The sequence below is a fragment of the Isoptericola sp. NPDC055881 genome (assembly GCF_053615895.1).
In genome coordinates this window covers 11,962-29,866 of sequence record NZ_JBSHCR010000053.1, presented here as the reverse complement: position 1 = coordinate 29,866, position 17,905 = coordinate 11,962, and the positions used below count along the sequence as shown (strand labels likewise).

General features: G+C 72.0%; 20 protein-coding genes and 1 tRNA gene. 11 read left to right on the top strand and 10 right to left on the bottom strand.

All coding sequences use genetic code 11. The features are described 5' to 3' along the window. Window positions 1–114 precede the first annotated feature (114 nt). The 3 genes from ACWGKI_RS15465 to ACWGKI_RS15455 form a co-directional block, all read right to left on the bottom strand. Complete coding sequence (locus tag ACWGKI_RS15465) at window positions 115–1,119, bottom strand: inorganic phosphate transporter (RefSeq protein ID WP_380240674.1); 1,005 nt, start codon at window positions 1,117–1,119, stop codon at window positions 115–117. Between the two features lie 2 nt (window positions 1,120–1,121). Then, a complete protein-coding gene (locus tag ACWGKI_RS15460) occupies window positions 1,122–1,742 on the bottom strand; it encodes a DUF47 domain-containing protein (protein WP_380240676.1) in 621 nt (206 codons plus the stop codon). Window positions 1,743–2,032: 290 nt separating this feature from the next. Beyond that, window positions 2,033–2,632 carry a hypothetical protein gene (locus ACWGKI_RS15455; RefSeq protein WP_380240703.1) on the bottom strand — a complete coding sequence of 200 codons (600 nt, stop codon included), beginning with the start codon at window positions 2,630–2,632 and terminating at the stop codon, window positions 2,033–2,035. Between the two features lie 241 nt (window positions 2,633–2,873). Here ACWGKI_RS15455 and ACWGKI_RS15450 point away from each other — a divergent pair, with 241 nt between their 5' ends. The 4 genes from ACWGKI_RS15450 to ACWGKI_RS15435 all read left to right on the top strand — a co-directional run bounded on the left by ACWGKI_RS15450 (window position 2,874) and on the right by ACWGKI_RS15435 (window position 7,286). Beyond that, window positions 2,874–4,313 (top strand): sugar porter family MFS transporter, encoded by a 1,440-nt coding sequence (locus tag ACWGKI_RS15450; protein ID WP_452188118.1) that lies wholly within the window; start codon window positions 2,874–2,876, stop codon window positions 4,311–4,313. Window positions 4,314–4,527: 214 nt separating this feature from the next. Next, window positions 4,528–5,004, top strand: coding sequence for a MarR family winged helix-turn-helix transcriptional regulator (locus tag ACWGKI_RS15445; protein ID WP_380240680.1), 477 nt, complete (start codon window positions 4,528–4,530; stop codon window positions 5,002–5,004). Further along, window positions 5,001–6,686 carry an MDR family MFS transporter gene (locus ACWGKI_RS15440; RefSeq protein WP_452188116.1) on the top strand — a complete coding sequence of 562 codons (1,686 nt, stop codon included), beginning with the start codon at window positions 5,001–5,003 and terminating at the stop codon, window positions 6,684–6,686. The genes ACWGKI_RS15445 and ACWGKI_RS15440 overlap by 4 nt, the downstream gene beginning before the upstream one ends. 114 nt (window positions 6,687–6,800) lie before the next feature. Beyond that, entirely contained in the window at window positions 6,801–7,286 is a 486-nt protein-coding gene (locus ACWGKI_RS15435) for a MarR family winged helix-turn-helix transcriptional regulator (protein ID WP_380240684.1), read from the top strand. 72 nt (window positions 7,287–7,358) lie between these two features. Here the strand turns inward: ACWGKI_RS15435 and ACWGKI_RS15430 are convergent, their stop codons facing one another. The 3 genes from ACWGKI_RS15430 to ACWGKI_RS15420 form a co-directional block, all read right to left on the bottom strand. Next, the gene (locus ACWGKI_RS15430) at window positions 7,359–8,084 is read right to left on the bottom strand and encodes a tyrosine-protein phosphatase (RefSeq protein WP_380240687.1); all 726 of its coding nucleotides are present in this window, start codon (window positions 8,082–8,084) and stop codon (window positions 7,359–7,361) included. 19 nt (window positions 8,085–8,103) lie between these two features. Beyond that, a complete protein-coding gene (msrB, locus tag ACWGKI_RS15425) occupies window positions 8,104–8,508 on the bottom strand; it encodes a peptide-methionine (R)-S-oxide reductase MsrB (protein ID WP_452188113.1) in 405 nt (134 codons plus the stop codon). An 87-nt stretch (window positions 8,509–8,595) separates the two neighbouring features. Further along, window positions 8,596–10,077, bottom strand: a complete 1,482-nt coding sequence (locus ACWGKI_RS15420; protein WP_452188111.1) for a DEAD/DEAH box helicase — start codon at window positions 10,075–10,077, stop codon at window positions 8,596–8,598. A gap of 171 nt (window positions 10,078–10,248) precedes the next feature. Here ACWGKI_RS15420 and ACWGKI_RS15415 point away from each other — a divergent pair, with 171 nt between their 5' ends. Then, window positions 10,249–10,995, top strand: a complete 747-nt coding sequence (locus ACWGKI_RS15415) for a M50 family metallopeptidase (RefSeq protein WP_452188109.1) — start codon at window positions 10,249–10,251, stop codon at window positions 10,993–10,995. Window positions 10,996–10,998: 3 nt separating this feature from the next. Here the strand turns inward: ACWGKI_RS15415 and ACWGKI_RS15410 are convergent, their stop codons facing one another. Then, a complete protein-coding gene (locus ACWGKI_RS15410) occupies window positions 10,999–11,823 on the bottom strand; it encodes a DUF1206 domain-containing protein (protein WP_452188107.1) in 825 nt (274 codons plus the stop codon). A gap of 239 nt (window positions 11,824–12,062) precedes the next feature. Beyond that, window positions 12,063–12,347, bottom strand: a complete 285-nt coding sequence (locus tag ACWGKI_RS15405; protein ID WP_380245280.1) for an iron-sulfur cluster biosynthesis family protein — start codon at window positions 12,345–12,347, stop codon at window positions 12,063–12,065. 249 nt (window positions 12,348–12,596) lie between these two features. Between ACWGKI_RS15405 and ACWGKI_RS15400 the strand changes: the two genes are divergently transcribed. After that, window positions 12,597–12,669, top strand: a tRNA-Lys gene (locus ACWGKI_RS15400). Window positions 12,670–12,731: 62 nt separating this feature from the next. On the opposite strand, the gene ACWGKI_RS15395 is transcribed toward ACWGKI_RS15400, so the two are convergent. Continuing rightward, window positions 12,732–13,163, bottom strand: a complete 432-nt coding sequence (locus ACWGKI_RS15395; RefSeq protein ID WP_452188105.1) for a hypothetical protein — start codon at window positions 13,161–13,163, stop codon at window positions 12,732–12,734. A gap of 317 nt (window positions 13,164–13,480) precedes the next feature. Between ACWGKI_RS15395 and ACWGKI_RS15390 the strand changes: the two genes are divergently transcribed. The 4 genes from ACWGKI_RS15390 (at window position 13,481) to ACWGKI_RS15375 (ending at window position 15,796) form a co-directional block, all read left to right on the top strand. Beyond that, the gene (locus ACWGKI_RS15390) at window positions 13,481–14,200 is read left to right on the top strand and encodes a hypothetical protein (RefSeq protein ID WP_452188103.1); all 720 of its coding nucleotides are present in this window, start codon (window positions 13,481–13,483) and stop codon (window positions 14,198–14,200) included. Next, complete coding sequence (locus ACWGKI_RS15385; protein WP_452188102.1) at window positions 14,197–14,628, top strand: hypothetical protein; 432 nt, start codon at window positions 14,197–14,199, stop codon at window positions 14,626–14,628. Before ACWGKI_RS15390 ends, ACWGKI_RS15385 begins: the two co-directional genes overlap by 4 nt. A gap of 152 nt (window positions 14,629–14,780) precedes the next feature. After that, window positions 14,781–14,930, top strand: a complete 150-nt coding sequence (locus tag ACWGKI_RS15380) for a hypothetical protein (RefSeq protein WP_452188100.1) — start codon at window positions 14,781–14,783, stop codon at window positions 14,928–14,930. A gap of 107 nt (window positions 14,931–15,037) precedes the next feature. Continuing rightward, complete coding sequence (locus ACWGKI_RS15375) at window positions 15,038–15,796, top strand: glycerophosphodiester phosphodiesterase (RefSeq protein ID WP_452188098.1); 759 nt, start codon at window positions 15,038–15,040, stop codon at window positions 15,794–15,796. A gap of 30 nt (window positions 15,797–15,826) precedes the next feature. Here the strand turns inward: ACWGKI_RS15375 and ACWGKI_RS15370 are convergent, their stop codons facing one another. Continuing rightward, window positions 15,827–16,402, bottom strand: coding sequence for an antibiotic biosynthesis monooxygenase (locus ACWGKI_RS15370; protein WP_380245275.1), 576 nt, complete (start codon window positions 16,400–16,402; stop codon window positions 15,827–15,829). 279 nt (window positions 16,403–16,681) lie between these two features. Between ACWGKI_RS15370 and ACWGKI_RS15365 the strand changes: the two genes are divergently transcribed. Further along, complete coding sequence (locus tag ACWGKI_RS15365; RefSeq protein WP_452188096.1) at window positions 16,682–17,872, top strand: D-alanyl-D-alanine carboxypeptidase family protein; 1,191 nt, start codon at window positions 16,682–16,684, stop codon at window positions 17,870–17,872. The last annotated feature ends 33 nt before the right edge of the window (window positions 17,873–17,905 follow it).

Here is a 17,905-nt window from a genome sequence, read left to right as displayed (position 1 = left end):
TTGTGTTGGTGTGGGGGGCTGTTTTTTTTTTATATTCCCCGGGTGGTGCCCCGGTTGGGCGCTCGAAACGGGGCCAGACGTCCGCTCACAACGTTCTGCTGGTGTCCCTGGTCGTCAGGTCAGCCAGGGGTGCAGGATCCAGGTCATGACGGCGGCGACGAGGGCGGCCGCCGGGATCGTCAGCACCCAGGCCGCGCCGATGTTCTTCGCCACGCCCCACCGCACGGCGGACAGGCGCCGCGTGGCCCCGACGCCCATGATCGCCGAGGTGATCGTGTGGGTCGTGGAGACCGGCGCGTGCAGGATGAACGCGTTCGCGTAGAGCACCAGCGCGGACACCGACTCGGCGACGAACCCGCGGGCCGGGTCGAGCTCGATGATGCGGCGGCCCAGGGTGCGCATGATGCGCCAGCCGCCCGAGTACGTGCCGAGCGAGATGGCGGACGCGGCGGCGAGCTTGACCCACAGCGGGATGCTGCCGTCGGCGGCGGCCCAGCCCACGGTCACGAGGGCCATGTAGATGACGCCCATCGTCTTCTGCGCGTCCTGCAGGCCGTGGCCGAGGGCCATGGCGGCGGCGGATGCCGTCTGCGCGAGGCGGAAGCGGCGCGTGACCCGCGACGGGGCGGCGTTGCGGAAGATCCACAGCACGGCGACCATGACGAGGTAGGCACCGATGAAGCCGATGAGCGGGGAGAACACCATCGGCAGCACGACCTTGTCGACGATCGACTGGCCGTAGATCGGCAGCCCCGCCGCGAGCCCGGCACCCACGAGACCGCCGATGAGCGAGTGCGTGGACGACGAGGGCAGCCCGAACCACCAGGTGATGAGGTTCCAGGCGATGGCGCCGAGGAGCGCGCACAGCACCACGATCAGCGCCGTGTGGTTCGAGGCGTCCTGCAGGTCGACGATCGAGGTCGCGATCGTCTCCGCGACCTCCGTGCCGAGCAGGGCCCCGACGAAGTTCATGACGGCCGCCATGCCCAGCGCGACGCGGGGCGTGAGCGCCCGGGTCGAGACGGAGGTGGCGATCGCGTTGGCCGCGTCGTGGAACCCGTTGGTGTAGTCGAAGCCGAGGGCGATCGCCACGACGAGGACGACGAGAGCCGCCTCCACCGTCAGGACTCCTTGAGGGCGATGGTCTCGACCATGTTCGCGACGCGCTCGAAGGCGTCCGCCGCCTCCTCGAGCATGTCGACGATCTCCTTGAGCTTCATGAGCAGCACCGGGTCGGTGGTGTCGTCGAACAGCTGCGCGATGAGCTCACGGTGCAGCTTGTCGCCCTGGTTCTCGAGCCGGTTGATCTCGACCCAGTAGTCGGAGAGCTGGTCCATGGAGCGCAGGCGCGGCATGGCCTCGGCGGTCAGCTCGGCGCAGCGCTGCAGCACCTGCACCTGCTCCGAGACGCGCAGCGGCAGCTCGTCGACCTTGTACAGGACGATGAGGTCGCCGGCCTCCTCCATGGCGTCCATGCAGTCGTCGAGCGCGGAGGCCAGGCCGTAGATGTCGTCCCGGTCGAACGGGGTGACGAACGTCTGGTTGAGCCGGCGCATGATCGAGTGGGTGGCGTCGTCCGCCACGTGCTCGGCCTCGGAGAGCCGACGGACGATCGAGTCCCTCTCCTGCCGTGATGCCCCGAGCAGCTCCGCGAGCAGCGAGGCCCCCGTCACGTTGTGCTGAGCGAGAGTCGCCAGCATGTCGAAGTAGGTCGTGTCGCGCGGTGTCAGGCGCAGGCGCACGTGTGGCTCCTGGGGTCGAAGACGCTGAGACTCTCACAGACTAGAGGTGGCGATCCTGGCGCGACCAGTTGAACGCGCGCTGAACGTTTCCCCCTGCGGGCTGCGTGAACTCGGGTGAGGTGCGACGCCGGACCGGGAGCGCCTCTCGGCGCGTGGCCGCTCGAAGCGGCTGAAGATGGAGCCCGGGGCTACCGCGGCCCGACGTCGCCCGAACATCGTAAGCCCCGCCGTCCCCACCCTCCGAACACGCAGGTCACGTCGTGCGGTGACCGGGCGGGGCGAGCGGTCGGTCAGTCGAGCGTGCCGGCGCGCCAGGACGCCGCAGCCTGCTCCAGCTCCTCCGCCGTGCGGACGAGGTCGGCGGCCCCCCGCGTCATCCGGGTGGCTCCGTCCGGGTCGGCCACCTCGCGGGCGTCGGCGTCGAACGCGGCGCCGGTCGCGAGGATCCGGCAGAAGGAGGCGGCCCGCTCCAGGGCGACGGCGAGGTCGCCGGCGAAGACGCCGGACAGGACGTCGTCCGCGAGCGCCCGCAGGTCCTCGGGCGCGGGCGGGCGCGGGACGCCGGCGACGACCTCGTGCACGGGGGCCGCGTCGACGCCGAGCCGGTACCGCAGCCCGATGGTGCGCGGGTCGCGCCGCACCCACTCGCGCAGCACATACAGCCGCCACAGTGCCCCCGGCAGCGACGCGGCGGCGGCGTCGGACCACAGGGCGGCGACGACGTCGAGCCCCTCCCGCTCGACGAGGCGCACCAGCCGGTCGACGACCTCCGGGTCCTCGGCGGCCCGCGCGCGGTGCACGACGGCGCGCGCTGTGGTGTGCGCCACCTCGTCGCGCAGCGCGGGATCCAGGTCGCCGGGGATCTGCTCGGCGGTCTGCGGGTCGAGCATGGCGGGCCGGCGGGGCCGGCGGGGCTCGGGCATGTCGCTCACGGGTACAGTCTCCCGCGGTCCGCGAGAGGCAGGCACCCCGTCCGAGGTGCGCCGCAGCACGCACCCCTGCCGTGACGCCGACCTGGTGGCCGCGTCGCCCGGCCCGGCACCGACCGGCACCGACGTGACGCCGACCTCTCCCCGAGCCGACATACGGTCGCGGACCTAGCATCGAAGCAACAACGGACTGAGGAGACATATGTCCAACTCCGCACCTGGTCAGGCGAGCGTGCGCAGCGCTCACCGGAAGGCCACCGGGCTGGCGATCGCTGCCGCAGTCGGCGGTTTCCTGTTCGGATTCGACTCGTCGGTCATCAACGGCGCCGTCGACGCGATCGAGGGTCAGTTCGACCTCAACTCCACCGTGACGGGCCTCGTGGTCGCGGTCGCCCTGCTGGGTTGCGCGCTCGGCGCCTGGTCCGGCGGCAAGCTGGCGGACCGGTGGGGTCGCACCCACGTCATGGTGCTCGGCGCGGTGCTGTTCTTCGCGTCGTCGATCCTGTCGGCGATCGCGTGGAGCGCCTGGGACCTCGCTCTCTGGCGTTTCATGGCGGGTGTCGGCATCGGCATCGCGTCGGTGATCGCTCCGGCGTACATCGCGGAGATCGCGCCCGCGGCGGTGCGCGGCCGCCTCGGCTCGCTGCAGCAGCTCGCCATCACCGTCGGTATCTTCACGGCTCTGCTCTCGGACCAGATCCTCGCCACGTCCGCGGGTGGCGCGGCGAACGAGCTCTGGCTGGGCTGGGAAGCCTGGCGCTGGATGTTCCTGGTCGCCGTGATCCCCGCGGCCGTCTACGGCATCCTCGCGCTCCGCATGCCGGAGTCGCCGCGCTATCTGGTCACGAAGGGCAAGGACGACGACGCGCGACGCGTGCTCGCGAGCGTCCTCGGGCCGGACGAGGACGTGGACGACCGGATCGCGGAGATCCACCACTCGATCAGCAAGGACGAGCAGAACGCCGAGCTCGGCAGCCTCAAGGGCGACCGGTTCGGGCTGAAGCCGATCGTGTGGGTCGGCATCGTGATGGCGATCTTCCAGCAGTTCGTCGGCATCAACGTGATCTTCTACTACTCCACCACGCTGTGGCAGGCCGTCGGCTTCGAGGAGTCGCAGGCGTTCCTGGTCTCGACGATCACGGCCGTCACGAACGTCGCCGTGACCTTCATCGCCATCGCGCTGATCGACAAGGTGGGACGTCGCCCGCTGCTGCTGATCGGTTCGGCGGGCATGGCGGTCTCGCTCGGGCTGATGGCGGTGTGCTTCACGCAGGCCACGGGCTCGGGCGAGGACATCACGCTGGCAGCGCCGTGGAGCATCATCGCGCTGGTCTCCGCGAACGCGTTCGTCGTCTTCTTCGGCGCGACGTGGGGCCCGCTGATGTGGGTGCTGCTGGGCGAGATGTTCCCCAACCGCATCCGCGCCGCGGCGCTGGGCGTGGGCGCGGCCGCCAACTGGATCGCGAACTTCGCGATCACGCTGACGTTCCCGCCGATGCTGGCGACCTTCGGCCCGGCGATCCCGTACCTCATGTACGCGATTTTCGCGGTGCTGTCGTTCTTCTTCGTCCTGGGCAAGATCCCCGAGACGAAGGGCGTGGAGCTCGAGGACATGGCGGGCGAGGCGTACAAGCGCGCCTGACGGCCGCACGCTCCCTGCACGGCCCGCGACGTCCTGGACGTCGCGGGCCGTCGTCGTCCCCGACCCGGTGAGACGCCCGTCACCACCAGGACACTTGCTTGCTGCAAGCACCACGAGTATGTTTGCACTCTGCAACCAGTCGGCCCGCCTCCGGGTCGCACCGCTCCGGCCCTCCGGCCCCGAGCACACCCCCTCTTCCCGCAAAGGCACCGACATGTCCGTGACCCGCACCGCGGCCCGCGACCTCGTGCAGTCGCTCGAGGAGCTCTCGCGCGCCCAGCGCGAGGCGGCCATGGTCATCGCCCGCGACCTCGACCTCCCGCGCGCCGGGCTCGGCGCCCTGCACCTGCTCACGCGGTGCGGACGCGTCCAGCTCACCGACGTCGCCACCAAGCTGCGCGTCGACGTCTCCGTCGCGAGCCGCCAGGTCAGCGCCCTCGTCGACGCCGGCCTCGTGCTCCGCACGGTGGACGACGACGACCGTCGCGTCCGCTACCTCGCGCTGACGGACGCCGGCCGCGAGTTCGCGGAGGCGTCCTTCCGCCGCATCGACGACCTCGTCTCCGAGTCCTTCTCCGACTGGTCGGACGAAGACCTCGCCGACGCCACCTCCAGGATCCGCAGCGTCGCGGCCTCCCTCACCACGACCCACGACCGCGCCCTGGCGCACGAGGAGATCCCCGCACGATGAGTCAGTCACCCGTCCCCGCGCCCCAGGCGCCGGACCTCTCCGCCCCGCCGGCCCCGGCGATGACCCGCCGCGAGGTGCTCGAGGCCCTCTCGGGCATCCTCCTCGGTGTCTTCGTCTCGCTGCTGGCCACCACGATCACGTCCACGTCGCTGCCGCGCATCGTCGCCGACCTGGGCGGCTCCCAGCACTCCTACACCTGGGTCGTCACGGGCATGCTGCTCACGATGACGATCTCGACGCCGCTCTGGGGCAAGCTCGCCGACCTGACGAACCGCAAGGTCCTCATCCAGATCGCGCTGGGCATCACCGTCGTCTCGGCGGCGGCCGCCGGCCTGTCGCAGAACATCGAGACCCTCATCGGCTTCCGCGCCCTCCAGGGCATCGGCGCCGGCGGTCTCACCGCCCTCGCCACCGTGCTCATGGCCGACATCATCAGCCCCCGCGAGCGCGGCAAGTACATGGGCCTCATGGGTGGCGTCATGGCCGTCGCCCAGATCGGCGGCCCGCTGCTCGGTGGCGTCCTCACCGACTCGCTGAGCTGGCGCTGGACCTTCTTCGTGGGCATCCCGTTCGCCGTCGCGGCGTTCGTCGTGCTCCAGAAGACGCTGCACCTGCCCAAGCGCGAGCAGCGCGCGGTGAAGATCGACTACGCGGGCGCCGTCCTCATCGCCGTCGCCGTGGCGCTCCTGCTCCTGTGGGTCACCTTCGCGGGCGACCAGTTCGAGTGGGCCTCGTGGCAGACCGCCGCGATGGTCGGTGGCGCCGTCGTCGCGCTGGTGGCAGCCGGCTTCGTCGAGCGGGCCGCGGCCGAGCCGATCATCCCGCTGCACCTGTTCAAGAACCGCACGTTCGTGCTCGCCGTGATCGCGTCCGCCTCCGTGGGCGTCGCCATGTTCGGCACCGCGGTGTTCCTCAGCCAGTACTTCCAGCTCGCCCGCGGCAAGACCCCCACCGAGTCCGGCCTGCTCACCATCCCGATGGTGATCGGCACGATGCTCGCCGGCATCGTCCTGGGCCGCATCATCTCGAACACCGGGCGGTACAAGGCGATCATGGTGGGCGGAGCCGTGGTGCTGTCCGCCTCGCTGTACGGCCTGTCCACCATCGAGGTCGACACGAGCTTCGTGCTCATCTCGGTGTTCCTGTTCGGGCTGGGCATCTCGGTCGGCGCGCTCATGCAGAACCTCGTGCTGGCCACGCAGAACACCCTCGACGTGCACGAGATGGGCGCCGGCACCTCGGGCGTCGCCTTCTTCCGCTCCCTCGGTGGCGCGATCGGCGTCTCCGCGCTCGGCGCGGTGATGGCGTCGCACATCAAGTCGGACCTGGTCACCGGTCTCGCGAAGCTCGGCATCCCGGCCGACGCCACGGGCGCCGGCTCAGGCGTCGTGCCCTCCGACCTCGCCAGCCTGCCGGCGCCGGTGCGGTCCGTCATCGAGTCCGCGTACTCGGACGGCATCACGACGATCTTCCTGTACGCCGTGCCGATGGCCGTCATCTCCCTCATCGCGGTGCTGTTCATCAAGGAGATCCCGCTGGGCCAGCGCTCCGGCATCGAGCAGGTGCTCGACGAGGAGCAGAGCGCCCCGCTCGTCGCCGTCCAGGCCGCCGCACCCGTCGCCGCGCAGAGCGTCGCACCGGTCGCCGTGCAGGACGCCGAGCGGGTCACCGACCGGGCCTGACACCGGTCCACACCCCCGGACGGGGCCGATTTCACCCGCTGCGGCCCCGTCCGGGCGTAACTTCCCCCGCTGACGGCACTCCCGTTTGCCTCGGCGAAGCCTCATGATGGGCGCATGCACGACGCAGCCGCACCGCCCACGCCAGACCCGGCCACCGACCCGTTCGGTGCCCTCGAACGGGAGATCCGGGTCCTGATCCGTCGCGCCCAGTCGTCCGCGGCCCAGACCGCGCGGCGGGTGCATCCTGAGCTCGAGGCGTCGGCGTACCCGATCCTCGCGCACATCGACTCCCACCCCGGGATCCGTGGCTCCGACCTCGCCGCCCACTTCGGCGTCGGGCGGGCCACCGTCTCCCGGCAGCTGAGCCGGCTGGTGGAGCTGGGCCTCGTGCAGCGCGAGGTCGACCCGGAGGACACCCGCGGCCAGCGCATCACCCTGACCGCCGACGGCGCGCACCGGTTCGCCCGGGCGCGCGACGGCCGCATCGAGATGTACAAGGACGCGTTCGGCGACTGGGACGAGGCCGACGTCGCCCAGCTCGCCACGCTGCTGCACCGCTACTCGGACGACTTCGTGCGCTGGCGGGACTCGCGCTCCTGACCTGTTCCCTCCGAGGACGGCGAGGTCCCGCTCCGGGGCCTCGCCGTTCTCGTGCCGTCGGCGAGGCGCCCCTCAGGCGACGAGCCGGGCGCGCAGCGCGTCCAGCGTCGCGCCGTCCCCGCCGTGCGCGAGGAACCAGCCCTGCGCGCCGTCGTCGTGGGCCGCGAGCCGGTCCAGCACGGCCTCGATCGCCCACCCCGGCGCGGTGAGGAGCTCCGGAGGCAGCCGTGCCAGCACGTGCGCGTCCGGGACGGCCAGGTTGGCGGTGGCCGCGGCGCGCGTGATGATGTCGGGCATCCGCGGGCCGGTCCGCTCGTAGTCCGCGACGATCGCCGCCCGGTCCACGTCCAGCAGCGCCAGCACGAGCGCGACCGCCACGCCCGTGCGGTCCTTGCCCGCCGTGCAGTGCACGAGGACGGGCCCGTCGCCCGTCGCGACCAGGCGCACCGCCTCGACGAGGTGCCCGGCGCCCGGCTCGTCCAGCATCGCCAGGTACAGGTCCCCCAGCCCGGGGACCGGGGCCGGGGCGACGGCGCCCTCCATGGCCGTGCCGTCCAGGACCGGCAGCGCCACCACGCGCGCGACGGACGTCAGCGGGTGCGGTTCGCCGTTCTCCCCCGGGTCGCGCAGGTCGAGCACGGTCCGCGGGGGCCAGGCGACGTCGGCCGGGTCCCGGTCGCCGGACCGTGGCGCGTCGGAACGCAGCAACGCCCCGGGCCGGAGGCCCGGGGCGGCAGACGCGACGTCGCGCAGGTTGACCAGGTGGTCGGGCACGTGGCTGGACACGGTGTCGGTCACGTGCCCGACCCTAGCCCGGTCAGTCCTCTGCGGCTTCGAACGTCAGGCTGAGCGAGTTCATGCAGAACCGATCGCCGGTCGGCGTCTGGGGCGCGTCGTCGAACACGTGCCCCAGGTGCGAACCGCACCGCGCGCAACGGACCTCCGTGCGGACCATGCCGTGCGACCGGTCCTCCAGGAGCTCCACGCTGTCGCCCGCCAACGGCGTGTAGAACGACGGCCAGCCGCAGTGCGAGTCGAACTTCGTCTCGCTGCGGAACAGCTCGTGGCCGCAGGCACGACAGCGGTACACGCCCACACGCTTCTCGTCGAGCAGCTCTCCGGTCCACGGCCGCTCGGTGCCCGCCTGCCGCAGCACGGCGAACTCCTGGGGGTTGAGCTCGACCTGCCACTGCTCGTCGGACTTGGTGACTTCGTACGTCATGTGACACCTCCGTCGTGCACAACTCAGGCGGGGCTACGCGTGTTCCGGTCCGCGCGACCGCGGACTGCGGCGGTCAGCGGCCGGCGATCAGGCCGCGCCGCCGGGGCCACGGCCCCGACCGCCGCGGCGACGACGACGGCGGGCCGGCGCGGAGCCGTCCGCACGAACCGCCGACGGCGCGCCGCCCGACGACGCAGCGGCCTGGGGACGCTGCCCCTGGCTGCGGCCGCCCTGCGCCTGACCGCCCTGCGCCTGACCGGTCCGCGAGCGGCCGCCGTGCCCGGCGTGGCCACCCTGGCCACCCTGGCCACCCTGCGTAGGACGCGCCGTGCCCTTGCGTCGCTGCGGCGCGGGAGCTGCGGGAGCGGGCGGTGCCACGTACGGGGCGACGTCGCCGACGAGGGCGGAGACCGTCGCGTCGCCGGGCACGACCTGCTGCGGGCGGGCCGTGATCTTGGCCTTGCGCGTGAGGTCGCGCACGTCGCCGCGCTGCTCGGGCAGCATCACGGTGACGACGTCGCCGACGGAGCCCGCACGGGCCGTACGACCGGACCGGTGCAGGTACGCCTTGTGCTCGGCCGGCGGGTCCACGTGCACCACGAGCTCGACGTCGTCGACGTGGATGCCGCGCGCCGCGATGTCGGTCGCGACCAGGACCTTGACGTCGCCGGACGAGAACGCCGCGAGGTTCCGCTCGCGCGCGCCCTGCCCGAGGTTGCCGTGCAGGTCGACGGCGGGCACGCCGGCGCCGGTGAGCTGCTTGGCGAGCTTCTTCGCCTGGTGCTTGGTGCGCGTGAACAGCACTCGACGGCCCGTGCCGGAGGCGAGCGCGTGCACCACGTCCTTCTTCGCGTCGGCGTCGGCCACCGCGAGGATGTGGTGCGTCATCTGGGGCGGCGGCGCCGCGGCGTCGTCCACCGAGTGCGTCACGGGGTTCTTGAGGTAGCGCTTGACGAGGACGTCGACGCCGTTGTCCAGCGTCGCCGAGAAGAGCAGGCGCTGCCCCTCGCGCGGCGTGCGGTCCATGATCCGCTTCACGCCGGGCAGGAAGCCGAGGTCGGCCATGTGGTCGGCCTCGTCGAGCACCGTGATCTCGACGTCGTCGAGCGTGAGGTGCTTCTGACCGAGGAGGTCCTCGAGGCGGCCGGGGCAGGCGATCAGGACGTCGACGCCCGCGTTCAGCGCCGTCACCTGGCGCGACTGGGCGACACCGCCGAAGACCGTGGTGGTCACGAGACCCAAGGTCTTCGCGAGCGGCTCCATGGTGGCGTTGATCTGGTTCGCGAGCTCGCGCGTCGGGCAGAGCACCAGCGCGCGGGGGCGGGCGGCACGACGGCGGGGGCGGCCGGCGGCCACCGCCTGCGCGGCCGACGTCGCGAGCCGCGTCACGACGGGCAGCGAGAACGCGAGCGTCTTCCCGGAGCCGGTGCGGCCGCGGCCGAGGACGTCGGTGCCGGCGAGCGAGTCGGACAGCGACGCCGTCTGGATGGGGAACGGGGTGGTGATGCCCTGGTTCGTGAGCTCACGGACGACAGGGGTAGGCAGGCCGAAGTCGGCAAAGGTAGTCAAGAAGTGGGCCTCTCGGGCTCGGACGTCAGGGACGTCGAAGGTCGGGGTTCCGCCGCACGCAATCCGGGGGGATCTCCACGACGCGGGGCGCGCGGACGCGCAGCCACCTCCACCATTGTCTCACGTCCGCCCGCCGGCCCCCTGACCGTCCGTCCAGGTGGCCGTGGTGGAATGGCCGCCGTGGACGACTTCCTCGCGAACGTCACCGACGTGCTGACGCAGATCTGGACGGCCGCCACCACCCCGGTGCCGCCCCCGCCCCAGGCGGTGGTGCTCTCCGCCGGCCTGGTCGCCCTCGCCGTGGTTCTCGTCACCCCGGTGTGGCGGGTGGCGCGCCATGTCGTGACGATCGCGCACGAGGGCGCGCACGCCGTGGCCGCGATGGTGACCGGGCGACGGCTGGACGGGATCCGCCTGCACTCCGACACGTCGGGACTCACCGTGTCCGCGGGGCGGCCCCGCGGGTTCGGCATGATCGTCACCGCGTTCGCCGGCTACGTCGGGCCCGGCCTCACCGGTCTGGGCGCCGCGTGGCTGCTGCGGCACGGCTACGCGGTCGGGCTGCTGTGGCTGCTGGGGCTGCTGCTCGCGCTCCTGCTGCTCAAGATCCGCAACTGGTTCGGGCTGTGGTCGATCCTCGTGAGCGGCGCCGGGCTCGTCGCCGTCTCGTGGTGGCTGGACCCTGCCACGCAGGCCGCCGTCGCGTACGCCGTCACCTGGTTCCTGCTGCTGGGGTCGGTGCGGCCCGTCTTCGAGCTGCAGGCGCAGCGTTCCCGCGGCCGGGCCCGCCGGTCCGACGCCGACCAGCTCGCGGTGCTCACGCACACCACCGGGGTCCTGTGGGTGGTGGTGTTCCTGCTCGTCACGGTGGGCTGCCTCGTGCTCGGCGCCGGCTGGATCATCGAGCCCGCAACCTGACCATCACATCCGCGCGTAGCGGGCGCGGGCGAACGAGTACACGCCGTAGGCGGCGATCCCCACGCCCGTGACGACCAGCAGGACCGTGCCGAAGGGCTGGTCGCGGATGGTCCGGAGCGCGTCGTCGAGGCCACCGGCCTTCTGCGGGTCCGCCGTGACGGCGGCTGCCACGAACAGCCCGCCGACGACGGCGAGGGCGACACCCTTCGCCACGTAGCCCACCTGCCCGAGCCGCACGACCGCCTGGCCGACGGCGCCGCCACCGGTCCCCTGCAGGTCGTCGACGAACGACTTGCGCCAGCCGCTGACGACGTGCACCACGCCGCCCACGACGACGGCGAGGCCGACCGCCCCGACGAGCCAGCGCCCCGCCGTCATGTGCAGGACGTCCGCGGTGAGGCCTTCCTCGGACCCACCGCCCGTCGCGCCGGTCGCGACGCCGACGGCCATCGCCGCCAGCGCCCCGTACAGCACCGCCTTGCCGCCGGCCTTGATCCGTTCGCGGGCCTGCTTGCTCGACTCCGCGCCGGGGACACCGACGAGCGTCTCCGTGAGCTGCCAGAGCGCGAGCGCGGCGAAGCCCGCCGCCGTGAGCCACAGGAGCACGGCACCGCCGGGCGCCGCCGCGAGCTGACGCAGAGCACCCTGCTGGTCGGGGCTGCCGCTCGGGGAGCCCACGGCCAGGCGGATCGCCAGCCAGCCCAGCAGCAGGTGCAGCACCCCGGAGGAGATGTAGCCGCCGCGGGCGAGGACCTGCAGGGCTGGGCTGCGGTTCGCCCGGCGCGGGGTGCTCGACGGGGACGCGGACCGCTTCGACGACACGGGCACTCACACCTTTCTCGGTGCCGCGCGGGGTCGCGGCGCGTCACACCTTGGCGCACGGCGGGGCCGCACGCCAGCGCGGGGACGAACGCCGTCAGCGGGGGTCGACGGAGGCGACGGGGAGTCGACCGTGCCGTCTGGTGGACGCGCGACGGCCGGGCACGGGAGCCATGCCCCGTGCCCGGCCGTCGTCGGACAGGTGTCGCCGCCTCCTCACCCGAGGGGTCGGAGGTCCTGCCCGGAAGTCACGCCTGCGGCGTGAGGACGAACCCGGGGCCCTGCGCCGCGGGGTCGGTGTCGAGCGTGAGGGTGTCGAGCGCCGGTGCGGCCTCCGCCTCGACGAAGACGTGCGTGCCGCCCTCCTCGTCCACCACCTGGTCGTCGGGCTGCGGCGCGGGGACGAGCGCGAGCTCGAAGTTGCCGGGCTGTCCGGCAGACTGCGCGATCCGCAGGCCACCCTCGTCGGGCACCCCGGCCTGCTGGGCGAGGTCCTCGACGGCGGTACGGGCGTTGTCGGTCACGGTGAGCATGAGAGCTCCTCTCGTCGGTCCTGGCGAACCCCTCCACCGAAACAGGGTGGGGGTGGTCGGCGCAACGCTGAGACGCGATCGGGACGAGATCTCCCGGTGGGTGAGACTTCGCGTGACAGGCAGGTCCCGCCGCAGATAGGTTGCCCTCCGTAACCGGATCGTGACCTTCCGGCAGGCCCGCGCACGGCTCCCGGCCGCTCCCGCGTACGCTGTCCGCAGCCGGCGACCTGCCCATGGGCGGACGGCGGCGGGCCTCTAGCTCAATTGGCAGAGCAGCGGACTTTTAATCCGCGGGTTGTGGGTTCGATCCCCACGGGGCCCACCTTTCTGAATTGCAACGATGCCTGTCATAGGCGTGGAACAACGGGGTCGCCTCGGGTCCGCTCACGACCCACTGGCAGCCTCCTCCTCGTCATCGTCGCCGGAGATCAGGTGCAGCACCTGAGCACGCTTCTCGTCCTCGGTCAGCCTGCCGGACGGGTCACCCTTCGGCGGGATCTGGCGGGCGCCGATGTCGACCAGGCGCTGCGCGAGCGGGGACACGAGGCCGTGCCGCTGCACGCGCACGGCCCCGTCGAGGGAGCGCGCCACGGCGCGCCCGACCTGCCGGAGGAACGTGGGGTCGCCGTCGCGGTGATCCAGGTCGTGCACGAGGGCCGCCTCGATCGGGCCGAGCCGCTCGCCCGTCGCGGGCTGCTCCGGCACGGATGCCGCGGCGACAACGTCGTGCTCGGGCGCTGGAGCCTCGGGCAGCAGCTCGTGACGCTTCCGCTCACGCCAGTCCCGCAGGTAGTCCTTGTTCGCCTGGATACACATTCCATGCGGAACCCCGTCGTCCCGGACCGCCTCCCGTGCGTGATCCCGTCCGACAATGTCACCTCCGAATGGCATGGCGGCTATGGCGGGCCCCGTGAGCACGTTGACGCGCTATTCGTGCCTGACACCGCCTGATACTGCTGTGACCCATGCCACACGACGACGCCCGCTTGGCGGGCTATTGAGGGACTGGCATGCGGCTTGATACATACCTTGCGGATATTGCACGCGAGCAGCATCCGCCGCGACATAGTGGGTCTGGAGTGTGCACGCTTTGGGGGCCGCCGCGACTGCGGTAGGCGTGAGAGGAGTGAAAATTGAGTACAACCAAGGCGCGAGCACTGGCCGCAGGAATCATCACCCTTGCACTTATTGGAAGTGGAACTTCCGCCGCGCTTGCGCAGCCCGTAAACGATTCGAGTGGCGTCGGACGGCCAGCGACGGTCGGCACGGACTCGAACCTCACGAAGGGAGACGCAAAGGCAGCTCGCAGGATCGCGGAGGACGTCTTTGCCGCCCGTGACCCTGAGGCCGCATACGACGCGCTAGACGCTGACGAGCAGGCACTCTTCGTCGATGCCAACACTCTCGCCGTGGTCGAGGAGACAAGCGATGCTCCCGTCGAGATTCCGGAGAGCGAGGCCAAGGCCAGCTTCGAGCTCGCCGGCTACGCGGTACAAGCCGCCACGAAGTACGACGTCTGCTACAGCCGGAGCGCCCAGGGCGCAGGCAAGAACTTGCTAGGTGGCGTGCTCTATCGCTACTACACCACCATTAAATACTGCGCGAAGGGTGGCGTGATCAAGAAGGCCACGTGGAGCAACCGCACGGGAAAGCCCACCTTCCCCGGTTGGTACTACGACGGACGGGGCTCGAGCCAGTTCACGCACACCGCAGCCTCTGTTCGCGGCTACCAGCAGTTCAAGTTCCGCCTGGGGCCGATCAAGGGCGCCCCGATCCAGAACCGTCGCCCCTGCCTCCAGACCAGGGTGAACAAGGCAGGAAAGGCCACGACGTCCGGATCTTGCTACGCTTGATCGACCTCGACGGGCGCGCGTGCGGAGATTGGTCCCATGCGCGCCCGTTGCTTGCAACGCGGCATATCTTCTTGCGCAGTCGGGAGTCAGCAATGTCTGGAAACGTGCAGCACACGGCATCACTCTCCAAGTCCGGTCCGGTTGAGAACCGCTCGGCGGAGATCACAGCCCTCGTCGCTGGAACCATCGCGGTCGTCGCGGTGGCTCTGAACCCGCTCATCGGTGCGCTCGTCGCTCTCGCGGCGGCCGCCCTGACGGCGCGCAGCCTCACCAAGGGAATCGGCAGACGACCATGGGTCGTCACAGGGTTGGCGATGGCTGGATGTGCCGCCCTGGTCGGGATCTGCCTTTCGGTGCTCTCCTTGGGTACGACCGAAGAGGTCGGCCTGGATCTGAATGGGAACAACTCGGTGGAGCGCTTCAACTAGGCATGTCTCCCAGGCGATTGGTGAGGCGCGCGGCAGACCGATCCGGTGACGTCTTCGCGGTTTCGGGTCTTGACTGATGAGCAGTGGGAGCGGGTCGATCCGGTTCTGCCCTCGAACGTCGGGCGGCGCGGTCGCCCGTTCGGCGATAACCGGTGCCCGCCAGCTTCTCCCTCGTCATGGCCAACCTCCCGCTCCGGGACGGTTCGTCGCTCGGCCGCCAGGTCGCCGACGTCGCCGACACCGGCGTCCGGGTGTTCATCGAGCCCTCTCGTCCGTCGACGCGGCCCTCCAGGGCGTCCTGACCGGGGAAGCGGGACCGGGTTAGGGTGATTCCGCTCTGGGGACCCGGACCCGACGGATGCGGTTCGACCCCACGGGGCCGACCGTCAGCGCCGTCCGAAGGAGTCCCGTGCGCGCCCAGGACCTCGCCGTCATCGCCCATCGCGGTGCCTCCGCCGACGCCCCGCAGAACACGCTCGCCGCGTTCGACGCGGCCGCCGCCGCCGGCGCGCGGATGATCGAGATCGACGTGCACCTCAGCGCCGACGGGGTGCCGATGGTGATCCACGACGGCACCGTCGACGCCACGACCGACGGGTCGGGCGAGGTCCGCGACTACACGGTGTCGGAGCTCCAGTCCTTCGACGCGGGCTCGTGGTTCGCGCCGGAGTTCGCCGGCCAGCGCATCCCGACGCTCGCCGAGGTGCTCGACCTGGTGGCTGCCCGACCCGGGCTCGACGTGCTCTGTGAGTACAAGGGCGCCTGGACGGCTGCGGACGTCGCCGTCACGATGCGCGTGGTCACGGACGCCGGCCTGGAGGATCGCCTCGTGGTGCAGGGGTTCGACCCCACCACGGTGGCCGCGCTGCGCGACGTCGCGCCGCACGTGCCGCGCTCGCTGCTCGTCGAGCACCCGCGCGCCGACCTCGCCGTCCTCCTGGACGACCTCGGGGCCGCCGCCGTCAGCCCGGGGGCCGCGCTCCTCGCCGACGACACGTCCCTCGTGCCCGCCGCCCATGCGGCAGGCCGGCTGGTGTACGGCTGGACGGCCAACGACGAGGAGACGTGGGAGCTCCTCCTCACGGCGAGGGTCGACGGCATCATCACCGACCGGCCCGCGCCGCTGCGCGAGTGGCTCGCGGCGGCCGAGGTCCCCACCGCCGGCTGACCGCCCGCCGCGCCGACGGCGCCCGGTTGGTCAGCGCCGGGGGGCGTGCAGCCAGCCGGAGAGCCGTCCCGTCACCCACGGCAGCACCCAGAAGGACATGATCGGGGTGAGCACCAGGGTCGACACGAGCACCCGCAGCACCACCGTCAGGTCCGCGAACGGCGGCACGAGCCAGCCCACCAGCGCGGTGAACGCGAGGTTGACCGGGAAGAAGCCGAGCCAGATCGCCACGGACTGCTTCCAGCGCGGCGGGGCGGCGAGCAGCGGCGGCCCCGCAGGCTCGTCCTGCCGCACGGGCGGGTCGAACCAGCCCTCGATGCCGGTGCGCTTCTCCACCCGCCGCTCCTCGACGAGACCCTCCCCCTCGGCGAGCCAGCGGAGCCGCTCGTCGGAGACCTCCCAGGCGTCCAGCCGCGCGGCGTCGGCGAACCGGTAGAGCATGATCCAGTCGGACGCCCCCTCGGAGGCCCGGATCCAGCCCGACCCGAGAAAGCCGTCCCACCGGTTGGCGAGGCGTACGCCGGACTGCACCCACGCGGTGACCTCCGGGACACGGTCGGGGCTGACGGCGCGGTGGACCGCCACGGTCACGGGTGCGGAGCTCATCCGAGCATCCTGAGGCGCGGAGGGCGCCGACGCGTGGCGCGCGGCGGCGGGCGGGACGGCGCGTCCCACGATCCGGATCACGGTCCGGGGAGGGCGGCCGAAAGCGCGGGATGTCCCAGCCTTCACAACTCGTCCGTGCGGCCCGCACGGGATTCGTGTCGTCTGGCCTCCTCGATGGCCCGGAGCACCGGACCGAACGGTTGAAGATGGAAGGAGCTTCCGACCGGTGTGAGCTCCCGACGGGTTCGAGCTCCCGACCTCCCAAGGACTTTTTTCCACGTGACCGAGAACGCCTCTACGCCGCTGCCGCGGCGCCGCGACATCCACCACCCCGACCGCACGCGACGGAACGACGGCCCGGCCCGCCCCCGCCGGCGACGCGGCCCCGTGCGTGCCGGCGTGCCGGTCGCGCTCACCGTGATGGCCCTGACCACCGGCGTGGCCACCGGCCTCACCCACGCCTCCGGCGAGACCCGCTCCGCGACGGCGACCACGCCCCACGCCGCCTCGGCGAAGTCGGTCGTCACCGGCACGTTCGGGACGACCTCGAGCGTCGCCAGCACCGCCGCGATCGTGAGCCCCGCCCTGACCGGCGCGGCGTCCGCGACCTCGGGCGCGGTGGGCTCGGGCACGGCGAGCACGAAGTCGGGCTCCGACACCGACGCCACGACGAGCGGGTCGACGGCCGCGTCCGACGACGAGGCGCTCACCGCCGCACAGTCGGCCCTGGCCCGCGCCGACCAGGTGACGACCGACTCCCTGGCCCTCCCCGACGCCCAGCGCCGGTCCGTGGCGAAGAGCGCGAAGCACCTGCGCGCCGTCGTCGCCGACCGGTCCACCTCGGAGGCGGCGTCCCGTTCCGGCGAGCGGACCTCGCCCGAGGTCCGCGCGAAGACCGCCGAGGACGTCACGGAGGCGACGCAGTCGCTCACCGCGCTGCTCGAGGACACCGACACGAGCGCGGTCAGCATTAAGCCCGCGCCCGCCACCCCCGCCGAGGTCGTGCAGGCCGAGGCGGCACAGGCCCGCAAGGCCGCGCCCGCCCTGAAGGCGCACGCGGACGACACCCAGGGCTACGAGAACGGGCGCATCCCCTCGGCGGACCTCGCCGAGCTGTCCTTCGCCCCGGGCGAGACCCTCCGCGCCGACGCCGCCGAGCAGCTGGAGCGCCTCGACGTCGCGTACCGGGCCCGGTTCGGCGAGCACCTGGAGATCCGGGACTCGTACCGCTCGTACGAGTCGCAGGTGTCGGTCAAGGCGAGCCGCGGCTACTTCGCCGCCGTGCCCGGGTACTCGGACCACGGCTGGGGCATCGCCGTCGACCTCAACGGCGGCGTGCAGACGTACTCCAGCGCCCAGCACCGGTGGCTGGTCGAGAACGCCCCGAAGTTCGGCTGGCACAACCCCGGCTGGGCCCAGGCCGACGGCCGCAAGCCCGAGGCCTGGCACTGGGAGTACAGCCCGCTCTGACGGCACCCTGACGCCGACCCCGCGCCGGTCCGT

Excerpts from the sequence above, each read along its gene's own strand:
- ACWGKI_RS15405 (WP_380245280.1), bottom strand. The coding sequence starts at position 12,347 with ATGCTCACCGTGACCGACAACGCCCGTACCGCCGTCGAGGACCTCGCC.
- ACWGKI_RS15395 (WP_452188105.1), bottom strand. The coding sequence starts at position 13,163 with ATGTGTATCCAGGCGAACAAGGACTACCTGCGGGACTGGCGTGAGCGG.
- ACWGKI_RS15435 (WP_380240684.1), top strand. The coding sequence starts at position 6,801 with ATGCACGACGCAGCCGCACCGCCCACGCCAGACCCGGCCACCGACCCG.
- ACWGKI_RS15440 (WP_452188116.1), top strand. The coding sequence starts at position 5,001 with ATGAGTCAGTCACCCGTCCCCGCGCCCCAGGCGCCGGACCTCTCCGCC.
- msrB (WP_452188113.1), bottom strand. The coding sequence starts at position 8,508 with ATGACGTACGAAGTCACCAAGTCCGACGAGCAGTGGCAGGTCGAGCTC.
- ACWGKI_RS15415 (WP_452188109.1), top strand. The coding sequence starts at position 10,249 with ATGGCCGCCGTGGACGACTTCCTCGCGAACGTCACCGACGTGCTGACG.
- ACWGKI_RS15455 (WP_380240703.1), bottom strand. The coding sequence starts at position 2,632 with ATGCTCGACCCGCAGACCGCCGAGCAGATCCCCGGCGACCTGGATCCC.
- ACWGKI_RS15450 (WP_452188118.1), top strand. The coding sequence starts at position 2,874 with ATGTCCAACTCCGCACCTGGTCAGGCGAGCGTGCGCAGCGCTCACCGG.
- ACWGKI_RS15445 (WP_380240680.1), top strand. The coding sequence starts at position 4,528 with ATGTCCGTGACCCGCACCGCGGCCCGCGACCTCGTGCAGTCGCTCGAG.
- ACWGKI_RS15370 (WP_380245275.1), bottom strand. The coding sequence starts at position 16,402 with ATGAGCTCCGCACCCGTGACCGTGGCGGTCCACCGCGCCGTCAGCCCC.